At 48.0% G+C, this 17,909-nt stretch carries 18 protein-coding genes and 3 tRNA genes; 11 read left to right on the forward strand and 10 right to left on the reverse strand.

Features of this window, described 5'->3' with window-relative positions; all coding sequences use genetic code 11:
• Positions 1 to 22: 22 nt before the first annotated feature.
• A complete protein-coding gene (locus ACES2G_RS00435; RefSeq protein ID WP_374000991.1) occupies positions 23 to 1,015 on the forward strand; it encodes a hypothetical protein in 993 nt (330 codons plus the stop codon).
• 62 nt (positions 1,016 to 1,077) lie between these two features.
• On the opposite strand, the gene ACES2G_RS00440 is transcribed toward ACES2G_RS00435, so the two are convergent.
• Positions 1,078 to 1,170 (reverse strand) — tRNA-Ser (locus ACES2G_RS00440).
• Between the two features lie 142 nt (positions 1,171 to 1,312).
• Between ACES2G_RS00440 and ACES2G_RS00445 the strand changes: the two genes are divergently transcribed.
• From ACES2G_RS00445 to groL, 7 genes are all read left to right on the forward strand, one after another.
• Positions 1,313 to 1,389: transfer RNA gene (locus ACES2G_RS00445), tRNA-Arg, on the forward strand.
• A gap of 66 nt (positions 1,390 to 1,455) precedes the next feature.
• Positions 1,456 to 1,911 (forward strand): hypothetical protein, encoded by a 456-nt coding sequence (locus ACES2G_RS00450; RefSeq protein WP_374000992.1) that lies wholly within the window; start codon positions 1,456 to 1,458, stop codon positions 1,909 to 1,911.
• Between the two features lie 57 nt (positions 1,912 to 1,968).
• Positions 1,969 to 2,044, forward strand: a tRNA-Asn gene (locus ACES2G_RS00455).
• A gap of 149 nt (positions 2,045 to 2,193) precedes the next feature.
• Positions 2,194 to 3,303, forward strand: a complete 1,110-nt coding sequence (locus tag ACES2G_RS00460; RefSeq protein WP_374000993.1) for a hypothetical protein — start codon at positions 2,194 to 2,196, stop codon at positions 3,301 to 3,303.
• 191 nt (positions 3,304 to 3,494) lie between these two features.
• Positions 3,495 to 4,001, forward strand: a complete 507-nt coding sequence (locus ACES2G_RS00465) for a hypothetical protein (protein ID WP_347357861.1) — start codon at positions 3,495 to 3,497, stop codon at positions 3,999 to 4,001.
• Positions 4,002 to 4,164: 163 nt separating this feature from the next.
• Positions 4,165 to 4,452, forward strand: coding sequence for a co-chaperone GroES (groES, locus tag ACES2G_RS00470; RefSeq protein ID WP_038452046.1), 288 nt, complete (start codon positions 4,165 to 4,167; stop codon positions 4,450 to 4,452).
• A 62-nt stretch (positions 4,453 to 4,514) separates the two neighbouring features.
• The gene (gene groL / locus ACES2G_RS00475; RefSeq protein ID WP_374000994.1) at positions 4,515 to 6,155 is read left to right on the forward strand and encodes a chaperonin GroEL; all 1,641 of its coding nucleotides are present in this window, start codon (positions 4,515 to 4,517) and stop codon (positions 6,153 to 6,155) included.
• Positions 6,156 to 6,234: 79 nt separating this feature from the next.
• On the opposite strand, the gene ACES2G_RS00480 is transcribed toward groL, so the two are convergent.
• Complete coding sequence (locus ACES2G_RS00480; RefSeq protein WP_347357859.1) at positions 6,235 to 7,833, reverse strand: hypothetical protein; 1,599 nt, start codon at positions 7,831 to 7,833, stop codon at positions 6,235 to 6,237.
• A gap of 77 nt (positions 7,834 to 7,910) precedes the next feature.
• Here ACES2G_RS00480 and ACES2G_RS00485 point away from each other — a divergent pair, with 77 nt between their 5' ends.
• From ACES2G_RS00485 to ACES2G_RS00495, 3 genes are read left to right on the forward strand one after another with little or no spacing between them, the layout of a single operon-like run.
• Positions 7,911 to 9,092 carry a hypothetical protein gene (locus ACES2G_RS00485; protein ID WP_347357858.1) on the forward strand — a complete coding sequence of 394 codons (1,182 nt, stop codon included), beginning with the start codon at positions 7,911 to 7,913 and terminating at the stop codon, positions 9,090 to 9,092.
• 42 nt (positions 9,093 to 9,134) lie between these two features.
• A complete protein-coding gene (locus tag ACES2G_RS00490) occupies positions 9,135 to 9,527 on the forward strand; it encodes a response regulator (protein WP_347357857.1) in 393 nt (130 codons plus the stop codon).
• Positions 9,514 to 9,774, forward strand: coding sequence for a hypothetical protein (locus tag ACES2G_RS00495; RefSeq protein ID WP_347357856.1), 261 nt, complete (start codon positions 9,514 to 9,516; stop codon positions 9,772 to 9,774). The genes ACES2G_RS00490 and ACES2G_RS00495 overlap by 14 nt, the downstream gene beginning before the upstream one ends.
• An 81-nt stretch (positions 9,775 to 9,855) precedes the next feature.
• On the opposite strand, the gene ACES2G_RS00500 is transcribed toward ACES2G_RS00495, so the two are convergent.
• The 8 genes from ACES2G_RS00500 to cpaB all read right to left on the reverse strand — a co-directional run bounded on the left by ACES2G_RS00500 (position 9,856) and on the right by cpaB (position 17,897).
• Complete coding sequence (locus ACES2G_RS00500) at positions 9,856 to 10,047, reverse strand: hypothetical protein (RefSeq protein WP_347357855.1); 192 nt, start codon at positions 10,045 to 10,047, stop codon at positions 9,856 to 9,858.
• A 191-nt stretch (positions 10,048 to 10,238) separates the two neighbouring features.
• A complete protein-coding gene (locus tag ACES2G_RS00505) occupies positions 10,239 to 10,565 on the reverse strand; it encodes a hit locus (RefSeq protein ID WP_347357854.1) in 327 nt (108 codons plus the stop codon).
• 15 nt (positions 10,566 to 10,580) lie between these two features.
• On the reverse strand, positions 10,581 to 11,531 hold the full coding sequence (locus tag ACES2G_RS00510; RefSeq protein WP_374000995.1) for an RHS repeat domain-containing protein: 951 nt from the start codon (positions 11,529 to 11,531) through the stop codon (positions 10,581 to 10,583).
• On the reverse strand, positions 11,494 to 12,234 hold the full coding sequence (locus ACES2G_RS00515; protein WP_374000996.1) for a DUF6531 domain-containing protein: 741 nt from the start codon (positions 12,232 to 12,234) through the stop codon (positions 11,494 to 11,496). The genes ACES2G_RS00510 and ACES2G_RS00515 overlap by 38 nt, the downstream gene beginning before the upstream one ends.
• 124 nt (positions 12,235 to 12,358) lie before the next feature.
• On the reverse strand, positions 12,359 to 13,141 hold the full coding sequence (locus ACES2G_RS00520) for a type II secretion system F family protein (RefSeq protein WP_374000997.1): 783 nt from the start codon (positions 13,139 to 13,141) through the stop codon (positions 12,359 to 12,361).
• Positions 13,142 to 13,144: 3 nt separating this feature from the next.
• Positions 13,145 to 15,370 (reverse strand): ATPase, T2SS/T4P/T4SS family, encoded by a 2,226-nt coding sequence (locus ACES2G_RS00525; RefSeq protein ID WP_347357851.1) that lies wholly within the window; start codon positions 15,368 to 15,370, stop codon positions 13,145 to 13,147.
• 53 nt (positions 15,371 to 15,423) lie between these two features.
• A complete protein-coding gene (locus tag ACES2G_RS00530; protein WP_347357850.1) occupies positions 15,424 to 16,956 on the reverse strand; it encodes a BON domain-containing protein in 1,533 nt (510 codons plus the stop codon).
• Between the two features lie 32 nt (positions 16,957 to 16,988).
• Positions 16,989 to 17,897 (reverse strand): Flp pilus assembly protein CpaB, encoded by a 909-nt coding sequence (cpaB, locus tag ACES2G_RS00535; RefSeq protein WP_347357849.1) that lies wholly within the window; start codon positions 17,895 to 17,897, stop codon positions 16,989 to 16,991.
• Positions 17,898 to 17,909 lie beyond the last annotated feature (12 nt).

The following is a 17,909-nucleotide window of genomic DNA, read 5'->3' on the forward strand; positions in this document are numbered from 1 at the left end:
CACGACTTGCAAGGTGAGCAATATGGTTCAGCGGTATCTTATCCACATTCTATTATCGGCTATCGGGCTTGTCTTAAGCTCCGGTGCCTTTGCTGCGGATCTTACCACTTCCTTTTACACAGCTTTAAACAGTCAGCAGTCTTTAAGTGCGCAGGAACAAGAAATCCTGAGCGGCTATGATGTCTATCTGGTGCCGGGTATTTTGTCAGAGGCCTTCGTGGACGGTGACGACCGATCGTCGATCACATTCTCTCGCCTGACCGGAGAATATTTTGAGACCCAGCGCAAGCTGCTTCAAAATCAATACGGCTTGAAGGTTCAGCGTCTTTCCAGTTCTTCAAAATCTGTTGCCGATATCAGATCTAATATCCGTAAAGCTCTGGCAGACTCACGGTCGGCGCACAGAAAAGCTTTATTTATCACTCACTCGTTGGGTGGGTTGGCCTTGTTGGAAGAGCTTGTGAGTTTCCCGAGTCATCAAAACACCCTAGCAGGCATTCTGTTCCTGCAAAGTCCGTTTCAGGGTTCGCCTATCGCCGATGTGTATTTTGAAGGACCTTTGCATCTTGATAAATGGCTGAAGCCGGTCATTCCTTATTTCAACACATCCCCAGAAACCATTCGTTATTTGAGCACCATCAGCCGCAAGCAGTTCATGACTGAAAACCACGCGATCATTCGGGACTTGGTGCAAAGAATTCCGATAATTACTGTCGGCGGAGTGGTGAACGGTCACAGCAGTCTATTCACTCCTGCGGTGAACATTATCGCGACAGGTTGTTTTAAGATCGTTTTAGGTCAGTGTGTGATCCGAACTTCTTTTGCCGGCCCGTTTGACTCCAGTGATGGGATGGTGCCTTTTGAAAGCTCCAAGATCGAAGGGGCCGACTTCATCCGACTTGAAGGCGTGGATCACGGCGAAACTGTCGTAGGCATTCCCTTTGAGCAGTATGACAAATCCCAGGTCACGACGGCCCTGCTAAAAACTCTTCTTTCTAAAATTGGTATTAACTAGGAAAGCGTCAGATAGTTTCGGCACCTAAAAACAAAAAAACCTGCTCTAGGCAGGTTTTTAAGTGGCGGAAAGGGAGGGATTCGAACCCTCGGTACACCTTTTGAGTGTACGAGCATTTAGCAAACGCTTGGTTTCAGCCACTCACCCACCTTTCCGCGGTCGGTTTTCTCGACTGAGGATTCAAAGTGCCATAGCCGGGGGCTTTAATCAAGGGCTTGGCCGGACCATTTTTGTAATTTTATCAAGAATGCTTGATTTTTCCCTGACCGCAGTCTATCTATACTTCTCTTTCACAGTGCACTCGTAGCTCAGCTGGATAGAGTACTTGACTACGAATCAAGTGGTCAGAGGTTCGAATCCTCTCGAGTGCACCATTTTTTCTCTTTTTACTTCCCACGTTATAGCTAGCTAGTTTCAACTCGCCGAGTTAAATTCAAGCGATGAAGATCTCATTTATTCTTAAAATCTCAATGATGCTGATTGCTTTGGCTGGGGTTCTGTATGCGATCCGAGCCCTCAATACCGGGGATGTGGCCGATAAAATTTCGGATCCGCAAAGTGCCCTGGGTCTTTTGATTGGCAGTGACTATCGCCCTTATAACTGGTGCCCGGAAAAGACCACAAAAGTGGATATTTTCGCCAAAGACGGCACGATCTTGAAGACTTTGGAAGCTCCGGCCGATATCAGCGCGGTGTGTGAGATCATGATGGGAGCCTTTTCCAGCGAAGGTATCGAGGAAGGCTCTTATCAGAAGGTTCTGGCGGCCCATGGGATCGCAGAATCTGAAATCGTGATCCTGGAGTGGGTGGCCGGGAAGCCGGTTTTCCGCGTTAAGGGGATGCCTTTTAGCTCGCCGATGCTTTCCAAGGCTTTGGATAGGCTTGCAGTTCCTTAAGATTAATTCTGTTTGACAAGAATGGGCCAAAGCCGCTAATTTAGCCCTTCACCGAGTTCAGAAGTAGCTCAGTCGGTAGAGCAAGCGGCTGTTAACCGCTGGGTCGGGGGTTCGAGTCCCTCCTTCTGAGCCATTTATTTTTCAATAAATGTGATTAAGAAAACCAAGCCCATAAGGCTTGGTTTTTTTTATTTTTACCCTTCGCAAATCTCTGGACCCTTTCCAATTGTACTTTGAGGAACAAAACAGAAGCCGATAGCATGGAACTGAAAAGGAGTTGCCATGAAGTTTTGGATTTTCAGTGCGTTGATTCTTCCGATCCAGGTTCTTGCTTCGGCCCCGTCTTTTCAGGAATCCGTTGCGGGTATCAATCCCCACCTGGCCAAAGCCAAAAAATTTGAAATTCCGGCCGCCAACGACAAAGACCTCTACGTGCGTATGGAAAAATCTCTGACTTCGGAAAATCCCGAGCAGTCCCTGCGCACTCTGGCGGATGAGGGTGACTTCACCACGTGCTCGGCTTTTCAGGCCACCACCGCTTCCGGCTTGCTTCCGATGACGGGACTGTTGGACATCTCGAAAAAACTGAATGCCGATGCGATCGCTGCAAAATCCTGGGAACAAAGCCTGAAGCTGGCAAATCTGTGGTGGCACTTTGGCAATTGTGAAATGCCGGTGATCACCGGGCAGATCGGGATGTTGCTCTTGAAGGACTCACTGGCAGAGATGGCCAAGCTTTCTAAGGAAAACATGAGCGATGATGATCGCACAAAATTGGCTGAACTTAAACGCAACATCAAGGACTGGAGTCCGTCCGCCCATCTGGAAAAAGACTTCCGTTTTGAAATGGCTTTGACGGGCGCATTGCTGCTGCCAGAGCTGAAATCCGGGAAATTTGAATTCAACAAAGAAGAGCTTGAAGAAAGCTCTGAAGAAACGGCCTTGGTGGGCTTTCCGGGCCTGATCAAACTTTTATATCCAGAGGGCTATGGCACGTTTGACTGGAATGACGGTGCTAAGCCAGTCGCTGCGGTGGTGGATCAAATCAAGGGCGCCAAAAATCCGGCCACGGCTATGGGGAAGGCTGTGGATGAACAAGAAGCAAAGTACCTCAAATCCTTCTATGAAGAACTGAAGCTGCGTGATCAGGGTGTGAAGTCCGCGAAGGATTTGTTGAAGGATGCAAAGGCCAGTGAGTTGATTGAGGCTTTGCAAAAAAACGAAGAGTTGTTGAAGGCAAAGCGAGAACTGGCGCAGAGCTACAAGGACAAGTCTGCCTTCGTCATGTCGGTACTGGTTTTCAAACTGACGACTCCGAATTTTTCCAAGTCCATTGATAAGAAAGCGCAAACGTTGCGCAAAGATCTGATCAGACTCAGTAGGCCGCTTTAGTGGTGGGCCATGGCCCTTTCCGGGCCCGTCTTTGTATCAATTTCCTGTAAAGCCATATTTGTCTCAAAGTGACCCAATTGGGCCATATTTCGGGGGTCAAATCGTTTATATTGCAAATGAGCCATCTTTTGCCGGGCATATCCTTTGTATTATGGGGACTTTGGAATTATCGGACGTCTGCTGGAGGACTCATGCGCCTTATTAAATACCTACCTCTTATCGCCTTTTGGGGCTTTACGGCTTTCACTATGAAGGCGGGCGCTGACGTTAAAAGCTACCGTGAATGGAAAACAGAACGTGTTCAGGCGGCTCAAACCAAGGTTACGACCCTAAAAGCTCAGATTGATCTGAAGAAGTCAGGCCGTAGCTTGGCGAATGGAACAGACCCCAATATGGCTCACAAAGCGGGTTTAGAGGCTGTTTCTATGCAGGATATGTCTGTGGAAAAGCTGGAAAGAGAACTTCGTGAAGAGATCTATGACCTGGAAGTGGCTAAAGATCTTTCTGTGACGGACTATTTCGTCGGTTATCTCACCAAGGTTCAGGATAAAAAGACGGCTTTCAATGAAGTCGCAGGAAAATTATCCGCTGAAGAGGTGGCAGAGCTGATGACGGCCTATGCGAACTCTGTTTTCGGGGCTCATTCCGCGGATCTGCCAGTAAGTGCGAATAACTTGTCTAAAGATGGCATTAAATAAGTCCTCGTAAATTCTTATAAAACTATAATCTTCGAGCCCTTTCTTAAGCGCTGCGACATTAAGTTTTTGCAGCACCCGACCTTGACTCTTTTCAGAGGCGATTCATATTAGCTTCCGTACAGTTTTTACTTAAAAACGGAGGCATAGTATGGCTAAGAACGAAATCGGCGTTCGCCCACTTCACGACAGAATTCTAGTTCGCAGAATGGCGGAAGAAGAAAAAACCGCTGGCGGACTTTTCATCCCTGATACAGCAAAAGAAAAACCACAAAAAGGCGAAATCATCGCGACTGGTAAAGGTCGCGTAACTGAAGACGGCAAAATTTTGCCTTTGGAAGTTAAAGTTGGCGATAAAGTTCTTTTCGGCAAATACGCTGGAACTGAATTGAAACTGGATGGCGCAGAATACCTGATGATGCGCGAAGAAGACATCCTGGGCGTATTCAACTAATTTTATTTTTTAATGTCTACTCCAGCGAAGCTGGAGTGAATCAGACTTGAACGGAGAAAATCATGAGTAAGGTAATTACATTCTCAGAAGACGCTCGTACACACATCCTTAAAGGTGTGAACACTTTGGCGAACGCAGTAAAAGTAACTTTGGGACCTAAAGGTCGCAACGTTGTTATCGATAAATCTTTCGGTTCTCCACTGATCACTAAAGACGGTGTGACTGTTGCGAAAGAAATCGAATTGGAAAACAAATTCGAAAACATGGGCGCTCAGATGGTTAAGGAAGTTGCTTCCAAAACTAACGACGAAGCTGGTGATGGTACAACGACTGCGACAGTTTTGGCGCAAGCTATCTACCGTGAAGGCGCGAAATTGGTTTCCGCTGGTCACAACCCAATGTCTATCAAGCGTGGTATCGACAAAGCTGTTGCAACCATCATTGAAGAATTGAAGTCCATGTCCAAACCAGTAAAAGGTTCTAACGAAGTAGCTCAAGTTGGTGCGATCTCTGCAAACAACGACAAAGAAATCGGTCAAATGTTGGCAGATGCTATGGACAAAGTAGGCCGTGAAGGCGTTATCACTATCGAAGAATCTAAAACTGCAAAAACTGAAGTGACTGTAGTTGAAGGTATGCAATTCGATCGTGGTTACTTGTCTCCATACTTCGTAACTAACGCAGAAAGAATGGAAGCAGTTCTTGAGAACGCTTACGTTCTTGTTTACGACAAAAAAATCTCTTCCATGAAAGATATGATCGGTATTCTTGAAGGCGTTGCTAAGCAAGGTCGTCAATTGTTGATCATCGCTGAAGACGTTGAAGGCGAAGCACTTGCAACTCTTGTTGTAAATAAACTTCGTGGCACTCTTCACATCTGTGCTGTTAAAGCTCCTGGCTTCGGTGACCGTCGTAAAGCTATGCTTGAAGACATCGCGATCTTGACTGGCGCGAAAGTGATCTCTGAAGACATCGGTCGCAAACTAGAGCAAGCAACTGTTGCTGATCTTGGTATCGCGAAACGCATCGTTGTCGATAAAGACAACACGACAGTGATCGATGGCGCTGGTAAAAAAGCGGACATCACTGCACGTGTTTCTGCTATCAAAGCTCAAATCGAAGAAACTTCTTCTGATTACGACAAAGAAAAATTGAAAGAGCGTTTGGCTAAATTGGCTGGCGGCGTAGCTGTTATCCACGTTGGTGCTCCTTCTGAAGTTGAGATGAAAGAGAAAAAACACCGCGTAGAAGACGCTTTGAATGCGACTCGCGCAGCTGTTGAAGAAGGTATCGTAGCTGGTGGTGGTACTGCTTTGCTTCGTGCTTCTACAAAAGTTGATAAAACTAAATTCTCTGAAGAAGAAGCTTTCGGTGCGATGATCATCAAACGCGCTTGTGAAGAGCCAATTCGTCAAATCTCTGCAAATGCAGGTCTTGATGGCGCGATCGTTTTGGATCGTATCCTTCAAAACAAATCTGCTACTTGGGGATTCAACGCTTACTCTGACGAATACACTGACTTGATCAAAGACGGTGTTATCGATCCAGTTAAAGTTGTTCGTTGTGCTTTGACGAACGCAGCTTCTGTTGCGTCTTTGATGCTTACTACTGAAACAATGATCGCTGAAGCTCCTAAGAAAGAAACTGCAGCTCCTGCAATGCCTGACCATGGTGGCATGGGCGGTATGGGCGGCATGATGTAGTCTGCTGACTACTGAAACTGCTTAAACGCAAAAAGCCTGGGCTATAAACCCAGGCTTTTTTATTTTCTGAAATTAGATCTTAGAAAAGATACTGAACGCCACCGAACAAAGTCGTCATTTTGTGGCTGGTGCTGGTGGCAGGATCGGCCCGCTGGCCAGTTCCTGAGAAATCAGTGCTGTAGTTTTCCAGCATCAATTCCCCACGAATCTTAAATCTTGTTTTCATGCGATAATCGACAAAGAAGCTGAATGAATTGATCTTGCTGTCAGAGGAAGACCCGCTGTCTTTGCTTTCGCTGACATTCGGATTCATATAGAAATCAAAACGTCCTCCGATATCCACCGGAAGCTCTTCAGAAAGTGGGAACTGGCCTGCCAGGCTGATCAGGAAGCCACTGTAGTCCATGGTCGTAAAGGTTGTCGGGGTGCTGTTATCGACAGAGAACTTCGTTGTATTGTATCCGGCCCCCACTTGCAGCTTGGGACCAAAGAAGTCGCTGGTCAGCAGGAAGTTGTATCCGGCGGAAACCCCATACTGCCCGACTGACATATTCAAAGACCCCGGAGAGGATCCTGTTTGGTTGTTGTCGATCGAAAATACGGATTGGCGCAGCTGAACACCGACGTACCACTCTGGATTTAGCCACAGCTCACCGCGCACCAGAATATTTGGAGTGATATTGTTGCTGCCACTGATGGACCCCGCCGTCACCAGACTGGTGTTTTGCGTGTAGTTGCCAAGGCCCGCCATCAGCTCGATCTTTCCGAACTGCGGGGGCATTGTCGGCAGCCATTCTTGTGGGTCTTCGCCGAAGGCCACGTCTTTGTCCGGGCGAGTGCTGACATCCTGAAGAACTTTTCCAGAAGGAGTAGTGATGGGTGTTGAGTACTTTACGAACTCATCAGGCATCACTTTGGAGCCGACGGAAATCACACCGGGATCTTTTTCCATTTCGATGTAACCAAAACTAAGATAGGGCTCTACTTTGAAAAGCTTCACACGACCCAGAACTTCTTTTTCGGTGCTGACCATGAAGTTCAGTTTAGGATGACGGTTGACTTTGATGATCTGAACGACGGACACGCGGCTTTCAGGTTTTAAGCCATAGTTGCTGCCCAGATTCAGTGTTACTTGCTGACCACGGCGGCTAAGAATCGTCGCACGGAATGGCATCCGGTATTTTAGATTTTCAAACAGACGGCGAACCTCATTGCGGATTTCCGCTGTTTCAAACCCTTTGTAGTCAGTCAGGGATTCTTGCAAAAGAGGAAGGCCTTCTCGTCCCACAAACAGCGTCAGGGTGATGGAGATCCCTCGCGGTCCACGAATAATTTTGGAAGTCAGTGCGGCTTCGCTGCGTGTGTTTTGCAGAATTTGCTGAACATCAGAAGGATTTTCATCCAAGGTTTCAGATTTGATTTTTAGATCTTTTGGGAAATTGGACAGCGACCATTGTTTGTCATCGTTCAGAAGGTTGCGCAGTTCTTCTTCTGCGGGTTTTGCATAAATGCCACCAACATTGTCAGTGGTGGGAATAAGTACGATGGATTTGATTGCAAGATCTTGGTCGGCTGCGCTGACGTAGGTGTTCTGGGCATTGGTCTGGGCCTCAGCAGTCGGGCAGATTGAAATGAAACAGGACGCGACGAAGAGAGAACTCAGCAAGAATGATTTCATATTTTTATTCTGCACTGCCTCTGAAAACAGGTCAATTTGACGTCAAGTAATTCGGACCGGGAGCCGAAAGATTTCTTATGAAGTCTTCATTTTCTTTTCTGATTTTTATCGCGCTTTTCTCCCTGACCTTTGAGTCTTCCGCCCAAGTGGGTCTGGAAGGTTTTTCTTCGGGACGCTATGAAGTGCGAAAATCCAATAAAAGAACTCCGGCATCGGAATCAGCACCAGTTGTTACAGACTCTGACGGTGTTGCGGTACGCACTTTGAAAACAAGTGAGCTGGAAGCGGAAGAAAAAGCTCGTAAAGAAGCCGAAGCTAAGAAGGCAGCTGAAAAGCTGGCTTTAGAGCAGAAGAAAGCGGAAGAGCAGAAGGCAAACACTGCGCCAGCTCCGGCCGTGGCAGCAAAGCCTGCCGTGGAAAAGACCGTGGACACTGACTCGTCTGAAGTCCAGGAGCCGGGGATCAGCGAACAGGCCGAGAGCTTGTTTTCCAATAAAGCCGGCAAAATCTATGAATTTTACCGTGAACAGATTCACCCTGATGACATTCGCAACAACCGCTTGGAGTTGGATGTGATGCCAGTGGTAGCCTATAACGACTCCCAGTCTAATTATGGTTTCCGCGATTATCAGAGCTTCTTCAATGCATTGAGCATTCGTGCCAATGTTTGGTTTACACCTTTGATTGGTGTCAGTGGGCGCATTCTATTCTCTTTTGCTGCGGACGTGGACTCTGTGACAGCGGACCAATCTCGTATTCCAGCAAAATATGAAATGGTGGATCTGGGTGTGAACTTCCGCAAGTTCTTCGGTGTTTCCCGCAAGGCCAACTCGCTGGAATTTTCTATTCTTCTGAGCGATAGCAAAATGACTGTTCCAAGTGACAACACTTCGCGCGCTCGTCTGAAAACGCAAGGCTTGGGCTTGGGGCTGAAAGGTCGCATTCCCACTTCGGCGGATTATGCCTGGACAGTCGGGGGGTCTTTCTTCCCACGCTTGCAGCATTCCGAGTCCGAAACGGGTGTAGCCATTCAATCAGGAGCCGCTGAGGAAAGTGTGCGTATTGGCTTGGATATCGGCGGGGAATGGAAGTTCACCCGTGAAAGTCAGATGATCTGGAATCTGGGCGCCAGCGTAGAGCGAAATGTCTTTGATGGCGCGGCAGGCATCCCAGACCCAAGTACAGGTTTGACTCCGAACAATGTCAGTGTGACAAACGCCTTCTATATGCTCTCTCTGGGCTATCGTTGGGGTCACTAGAATCCACTCATCAAAAGCGTTCCAAGATCTTATACTGGCATCATGAAGATACGTTTCGCTGTTGTTGATGATGCCGCCTTTCTAAGAGAACTTATAAAAAATATCGTCGTTTCTGACGGAGGCATTTGTGTGGGCGAGGCCTCCAATGGTGACGAGGCTGTTGAATTGGTTCAATCCACCCTGCCCGATCTGGTTTTCCTGGATATGGTGATGCCACTTCGCAATGGAATTGAAACGGCGAAAATTCTGAAAGAGCTGCATCCCTCAATCAAAATCATCGGCTGTTCGACAATTGATCAGGAAGAGCTTGTGCAGAAGGCGTATGAGGCTGGTTTTGACTCTTATCTGACGAAGCCCTTCAATAAAGATCAAATTTTAAAAGAGATTTCAAAAGTATTACCGCATCTGGGAGAATCCACTCATGGAAGAACTTAAGTTTGTAACTAAATGCCTGGCATTCACATCATTGATGGTTGTGCTGATGCAGGTTAAGGTTGGTGGCGCATCAGTTGAGTCACATACTTTCCACTGGTTGCAACGCTCAACGGTTTCTCAATACATTCAAAGTGCTGCTGCTGGTGGCGCGATGGCTTTGCGTAATTTGGGGCGTGGGCTGAGTGATGGTGTTGCCAGCACAGTCGATGGCTTCCAAGAAGGCGCTCACGAAAAAGCAATCCGCTAGTCTTCTTGAAAAAGGGGAAGGGAGAGCGACCGTAAGGGGGGGAAGTCACTCTCCCTAGGGGGCATATTCAATTCAACAGTCTTAGCGAGTACCGCGGACTGTCGTCTCTTTACCAGATTTCGTATCAGCTTTTGCTACACGAACTGGATTGGTGTTTTTGAAAAGGTCATTCGTAGCAGAAGCAACTCTGTGAGAGCACTTTGGATTTGCCATTGCCGTGGATGCAAAGACCATCAAAGAAACTGCGATTGTAGCTTTCACGATTTTCTTCATAAATACTCCTTTGAACTCATAGCTCTCGCTATAAATACTTAATTAACAGCTCAATGAAGGCTATTGCATCGCGTGTGCCAGGGGTTTTGTATCAGGGTGAGACAAATAGGTGGGTTTTAGGGCAAAAATAAAGGGCTTTGGATGACCAAAGCCCTTTTGTGTAAGGCGAGTGTTAAGAATCTAGACAGAAATTAGCGGGTCCCTTTAACGCCGGATTCTGTGCCGGTGGCGCCAGATGAGCCAGCTTTGCCTTCAGAGAAGGGGCTGACTCTGCTGTTGGTGTTGTCCATAGGGCGGCTGCCATAGCCAGCACCTGCGCCGAAGCGGCGGGCGATACATTCACGGCAGATGCCTGTGGCGGAAACACTGCTTTCTGTCGCTTCGGAAGAACGAGCCTCATTTGGATCGTCGCCCGGATTCACCGTGCGTTTAGAGTCATCTTCCTGAGCAAATGAAGTTGCGCCTACAAAGGAGAAGCCCAGAGCCAGCATAATGGAAAGAACCAAAAGTCTTTTCATATAATCACCTTCTCCTTAGAGATACAGTTCCGCTGTTGCGGGGGCAATAATGTCCAAGAGGTTATTAAAGGTACTTGCAACTTGCATTGCCACAGACGGTCCCTCTTTACTATCAACTTTGTTGATTTCACCGTTCTGTTTATAGCTTACCACAATAGTTCCCAAACCGGGACGAGTAACTACAGCAGGTTTTCCGTAACGTTCCTCGTACTCGATTTTAACGACCTTTTTAGCCTGATCTGTAATAGTTGCAATACGGCCACGGGCATCGTAGGTCATGTTGATCTTCTGCCCATCAGTGTTCTGGGCATAGTTCAGATTCCCTTTGCCATCGTATTTGAACTGAGTCGCCTTAACCGCAGCTTTGGCGCCTTTCTCATTAAAATACGTACTGGTTACAGAACTGACTTTTTTGAACTTAGGATCGTACTCGAATGCCATTTTAACATTCGGAGCGGCCTTTACCTTAACCAATCCGTCTGAATAGTACTCATAAGAGATACGGTCGGCATTACGACGAATGGAAACCGGTTTGCCGAAGACCTCGTGATAAGTGATATCAGTGACATTACCGCTCACCGTAGTCATCACACGTTGCAGGAAGTACTGACCGTCAGGGCGTTGTTGGTGCCAGAACTCGTACTTGTTATCCGCAACCACTTCTTTGCCACAGGTCTTTTTTACCGTGGACCAATAGTGATTTTTTGGATCATTTTGAGAAAATTCGTAGCTATAGGCCTCGATACACTTGTCGCGATCTGCAAAAGCCACAACCCAGTCATTCTTTTTATCATACTTGATAGCCACAAACGTTTTGTCCGGCCATGAAGCCTTCGTCAGATTGTGAAGTTCATCGTACTCATAAGTGTACGTCTTCAACCAAGCATTCTTTACGGAAGCCAGGTCATCCAGATTTGCGAACTTGTATTCAGCCATCAGGCCATTGGGGCCAGTGATGGATTTCACTTTTTTTATTCTGGAAGTATTTGAAATTCAGACGACGGCCATTGTTGTCCTGAATGGTGGCAATGGTGTCTTTGTCATAGTCAAACTTCAGGAAGTTGTTGTTCTTGTCATAGATGTGCGTCAGCTTGCCCTGGGGGCTAAAGCGCTGGGCGCTGCCATCGGGAAGATTGCGAGTGTAGTAGGTCTTATTGAAGATGAAGTGTTCAACTTCACGTCCGTTGGCAAAGAACTTGGTGCCTTCTTTAACGGGTACTGTGATTTTGTAGTGGTTTGCATATTCAGAACGAAGACTGTCGTCTTCCAGAAGCTGAGCTTTCAGGTTTGTGATAGCGGCTTCGGTCAGTCCGACCTTTTTTTCCGCTTTCATCTTGTTGATGATCTGATTGATGGTGCCATCGACTTCTTTACGTGTGATTTCACGCGCAGAGAAAGTAACTTCCAAGCCGCCGCCACATTCTTTGACTTTGATGTTGCCTTCGGCAGTCACTTCCATCGCTGTTTCAAAATCCGAGCACCAGCCAAAGCCGAACATACCATTGAAAAGAGAACGGCTGTTATAAGTGCGAACGATTTTTAGATCATACCCGCTGCCTGGAACATCCATATCAATCCAGGTGTTGGAGTAGTTGGCATTTTTCATGTCAACAAGCGCGTACGCCTGTGCAGAAAAAAGAAAGGCGAACGCCAAGAGTACTTTCTTCATTATCGATACCTCTTCCTTGAAACTGACAAACTACACTTTAATGGTAACAAGCTTTTTAATGAGCACGCCACCGATAATTTGCAGACCCAGCATTGCCACGAGCAACACTAGACCTAAGGTTGTGCTAAACATGGGTTTGATGAAGGTGGGATCGATGATGGAAAAAACGACCATTAAGATAAATGGAATCAGCGTGACGATAATTCCCTGCATAAGACCTTGAGCAGTCAGAGCTTGAATTTTTTTTCTCGACCTTTTGTCGCTCACGCACAACCAGTACAATGGTCTGGAAAGTTTCCGCCAGATTACCACCGGTCTCTTTCAGAATGTTGATAGAGGTCACGAACATTTGTACGTCAGGGCGTGGAATGCGATTGCCCAGGTCATTCAGTGCGCTTTCAAAGCTGTCACCAACTTGCATCTGGTACAGGACTTGAGCGAATTCCTGGCTCATGGGATTTCCCATAATCTCCACAACGCGTTTCATGGACTCTTGAGGATTGGAGCCGGCTTTGATTCCATTGGCCATGATAGTCAGGCCATCCACCATCTGATCCACAAAGCGGGCACAACGTTTTTCATAAATCATGCGGACTAAAAGCAAAGGCAACTGCCAGCCTGCAACGGTAATGGAAGCGCCGAAAACAAAGCCCATTAAAACATTGGGCCAGAAAATCAGAAATGCCAAGGCACCCAAGCCAAAGCTCATCATCAAAATCAGAATGGTGACTTTCTTTTCCTCAACTTCCATTCCCATAATACGAATCAGACGCATGACTTCGTCTCGTTGTCCAAGACTGCGTTTGTGCAACCACGTGATGGCCTTGTCTGCCCAAGCGATGACAATGACGAAAACGCAGAGGCCAAACAACGGAATCATGATCCATTCGTTAAACAGGAAGCTCATAATCTATCCTGACTTTTTCACCGGAGGAATGCCGGGCATTTTCGGTGCCATTGCCGCCGGAATTGGTGGTTTGTTTTGTGTCGGGGCTCCCACAGCCGGGTTGCCAGCATTCGGATCATTGGCAAAGATCTCGCGAGGAATCACGACACCTTTGTCACTCAGCTTTTGGATAAAGCTTGGGATCGTCCCCGTAGCCTGGAACACGCCTTGGATTCTTCTGTTCTTGTCGTAGCCGGTTTCCTTAAAGCGGAAGATTTCTGCCAAAGTGACAACGTCACCCTGCATGCCGGCAACTTCGGTGATACTCAGAATCTTACGACTGCCATCAGAAAGACGGGAGATCTGCACAATCAGATTTACTGCGCCTGCGATCTGCTCGCGAATGGCGCGCATGGGAAGATCCATGCCGGACATCATACAAAGTGTTTCCAGACGGGCCACACACTCGCGCGGAGAATTGGCGTGAGTCGTGGTCATGGAACCATCGTGACCTGTGTTCATGGCTTGCAACATGTCCAAAGCGGCGCCGTCACGGCACTCACCGACGATGATACGGTCAGGACGCATACGCAGAGCATTCTTGATCAGGTCGCGGATGTGAATGGCATTAGAGCCTTCCATGGAAGCCGGGCGTGTCTCCAGGCGCACCACGTGCTCCTGTTGCAGTTGCAACTCGGCCGCATCCTCGACCGTGATCACACGTTCGTTGGACGGGATGAATGAAGACAGCATATTCAGCAAAGATGTTTTACCTGAACCGGTACCACCCGAGATCACCACATTTAGACCGTTTTCCACGCAGATGCGCAGGAAGTCGATCATGTTCTTGGTGATACTGCCGTAGCCGATGTATTTTTCAGCGGTGATACCACCTTTTTTAAATTTACGAATAGTCAGTGCCGGACCGTCGATTGCCAAAGGCTCGATCACGGCGTTCACACGCGAACCGTCTTTCAAACGCGCATCCACATAAGGAGTGGAGTCATTGATCTGACGACCTAGCGGTGTCACGATACGTTCGATAATTCGGCGCAAGTGATCGTTAGAGGTGAAGGTCACAGGACTGAGCTGAACCTTACCGCTTTTCTCGACGAAGACCCTTTTGTTTCCGTTCACCATGATCTCAGTGACATCGGGATCAGCCAGAAGATCTTCCAGTGGCCCTAGGCCCAGAGCTTCTTCCAAAACCTCTTTGATCAGCTTGGAGCGTTCTTCACGCGGAGAATCCGGAGCTTCACGATCCACGATCAGGGTGATTTCACGTTTGGTTTTTTCTCGAACTTCTTTTTCTTTGTTTTCATCCTGCTTGCCATCGACCAGAAGCTTTTTCAGATCCACGGTGCGGATCAGCTCGTTATGGATGCGAATCTTTAAAAGAGTCCGGGAATCCATTCCTTGAGTGGAAACAGACGACCCACCATCAGCAGAGGCTGCGGCTGGTGGTGGAGTGGGTTTCGGACGAGCTGTTGTCTTAAGTCGCTGCAAAACGCCGCCAGTCAATTTTCTGGCAACATCGTAGTAGGCCGCCGTGATCGGAGCTTTTGGAGAAGAAATCACAAACGGCGTATATTTCTGCAGGGACATCATGGAAGTGGCTTCATCCTGAGGAATGATCCCCAGGAAAGGCAGCTGCAACTGGTTGGAGATTGTCTGCGGGGAAAGACCCGTCGGAGAAGCTTTGTTGATCACCAACTGGAACATGTCTTTCGGGAAAGTGGCCGACAAAAGCTCGTTCACCAAACGCTGTGTTTGTGTGACGACTAAAACTTCCGGTGTGGTAACGATCATAATGGCAGTGGCTTCCTGAAGAACAGCCATTTGTGCCGGTCCCAGATCCGTGCCGACATCGACAACGACATACTTAAAGGCACGGCCGAAGAAATCCAGCAGTTTTCCCAACAAGTCAGGAGAGATATTCAAACTTTCTTCCGGTCCACGAACCGCGCCCAGGTAAGCCAAGCCAGATTGGTGCATGGTCACAAGGGTGTTCATCGGCTGGGAATTTAAAGAGCCTTGGAAGCTGGCAAGTTCTTTCAGAGTCTTTTGTGGCTTCAGACCCATGATCACGTTTTGATCGCCGACGCTCTTGGCATCAGCATCAATCAAAAGAACCTGACTGCGGAGTTCGTTCATGATGGTGCAAGCGAAATTGGCTGCGAATACGGACTTACCGACGCCGCCTTTACCGCCCACCACTGCGATGAGATTACAATTAGGATTAATAGCCAATGCAGACCTCCAGCTTTCCTATCGGCTGAAACGGGAGGTCCGTTTACGAGACCTTAATCGCGTAAACGGAACTTCTTCTTAATTTGCTCAGCACCGGAGCTCGCAGAAGTTTTCACTATCGGTGTGACAAAGACCACGAACTGGCTTTGTTGCTTGATGAAGTCTTTGGATGCATACAAGCTGATGATCGGATTTTTCTGACCTGCAGGACGATTGTACCCTGTCGAGGTCGAGTTACGAATCAATCCACCCACGGCCGCACTTTGGCGGTCTCTGACAGTGACTGCGGAAGACATCTCGTTGGCACTGGTGATAGGAGCACCGCTTGGTGTATTCCCCAGAAGACTGGAGACCTTGAAGGCCATATCCATGCGCACACTGCCGGACTTTTCGCCCAAAAGCTGTGGGGTGATGGAAGTCACGATACCGACTTCCGCAAATGCGGTTCCTTGAGTGCCGTCTTTGCCGATTACTGGGTACGGCTGATTGGTGACCTGCTTGATTTCACCTTTTTTTCCGTCTTCCACAATCAAGCTGGTGCTTTCCAGAACGCGGGCATGACCATGTTGTTTTGCCCAGTTCAATTTAGGCAAAAGATTGGAAACGGTCCCGGTGATGGAACTGATAACACCACCCGGAGAGTCGCCCCCGGTTTGGAATGTCATCGTTGAGTTGTCACCCAGTTCTGGTGTGAACTGGAACTTAAAGGCTTTGGAATAGTCCTTATTCAGCTCGACATAGTGAACCACCAATTGGATCATTTTCGCCGGAGCTGCTGGAGGAGCCGCTTTAATCTGAATAAGATTGATGACACCATCGTTGGCAGGTTTACGCTTTTTGATAACGCCTTTTTCTTCCGCAGCTTCGATCACGATATCGGGAAGATAAGTTTTGGCGATAATTTCAGCGCGTTTGGACTCTTCGTCTGAATTTGCCCAGCCTTGCAGAATGATTTTTTCATTTACGGCACGAACTTCGATTTCAGGGTTATTGATATCGCGGGCAATGAATTCCGCGATCTTCTTCTGCGCCAGAGGACTCAATGTCACCAAAGAAGAGGCCTGATCACCGAACTGTTGAACGACGTTATAAATACGCGCCAGATCTTTCGGCAGAAGGATCTGACCATCGACAACCACGCGGTTGTTGACGATTTTGATATTGATGCCTTCGATGTCACCCAAAAGGGCGCGCATCTCACGAACAACCTTGTCGAGCTTGCTCTTTTTTACGTCAATGCGGAACTCCGCCACGATCTTGCCATTGCGTTTGTCGTGAATGGTCAGGGTCGCAAAACCTTCTGACTTCGGAGTGAAGCGCATGATGTTCAGATCTTTGGCGTAAGCGGCGCCGACCACTCTGCGGAAGTCGCCTTTGAATTCGATGCTGTCCGGAAGCGGGGGAAGCTTCTCGTCCTGCTCGATACCCAGGGTCAGATTGATGAACTTACGAGAACGATAGATACCTTCTTCACCCGAAGTGGATGAAGTCGGTGCGGCTTCCAGTTCTTCCTGGGCCCAGGCGATGCTTCCACTGAGCAGGAATACACTTAACAGGCTTCCTGCGATCAGATTTTTACGTCTCATAAATCCCCCTTACTTCCCCTAAATCAGACCCATTACAAAGTTTGAAATCCGTTGGCGCGTGGTCTTTGTGCTGGCGGAGGTGCAACTCGTTGTTGTTGAACTGGTGGCATAGGTCGTGGTGGCATCGCAATGGCGGGCGCGGCTGGCGCATCCATGGATACAACCGGTTTACCCAGTACGCTGTCCGATGTGGAGCTTGGCATACGAGGCGGGATGGTTCTGTCGCTTGGATTTCTCAAAGCCATGAACAGATTCCCTGGTGCGGTGGAAAGAATATAGAACAAGTCCTGAGCTTCCTTGGGGGTCGCTTCGACCGTGATGGTGGTGTATTTGGTATCACCCGTCAGCGCGATCTGAGTCAGATTTTTCCCCGTGGAATCCAGTTCGAACATGCGTGGAATGTTGTTAACAACACTTACACCCGTAGCCAGAACAACCACGTCATTCATCATCGTGAAGACCTCACGGCGCTGATTGACCCCTTTACCGGAATCAACCGCAGCGTAGATATCAATACGATCACCAGGACGGATCAGCTTAGCAACACCACGAACCTCATCCACAGGAATAGTCACAGCACGTTTGCTTGGAGCCACCTGCAGGGAAATCCCTGTATCCGGGCCGGGAGTCAAAAGATTGTTTTTTACGATCATCTGACCTTTACGAATTGGTACGGCCGCCACGTTACCAATAATTTCGTCAGGAACAGTGATGGCATCCGGCTGGATGAAGTCCGCCGGAAGCTCTTTGGTTTCCACCATGGTGTCATAAACAGTTTGCATCTCGGCGATATCTTCTTTGGCGACAACAACACGCTTGGTAGAACCAAAACGCTTGTCGTATTCAGCTTTCTTCTCTTGGGAATAGCTGTAGAGAAGGAAGGTGGCGAAAACCCCTGCTGCAATCGAAAGCCATAAATTTCTAGTTTCGTTTGATCCCATAAAGTCCTACTT

The organism is Bdellovibrio bacteriovorus, from assembly GCF_041888015.1.
GTDB lineage: Bacteria > Bdellovibrionota > Bdellovibrionia > Bdellovibrionales > Bdellovibrionaceae > Bdellovibrio.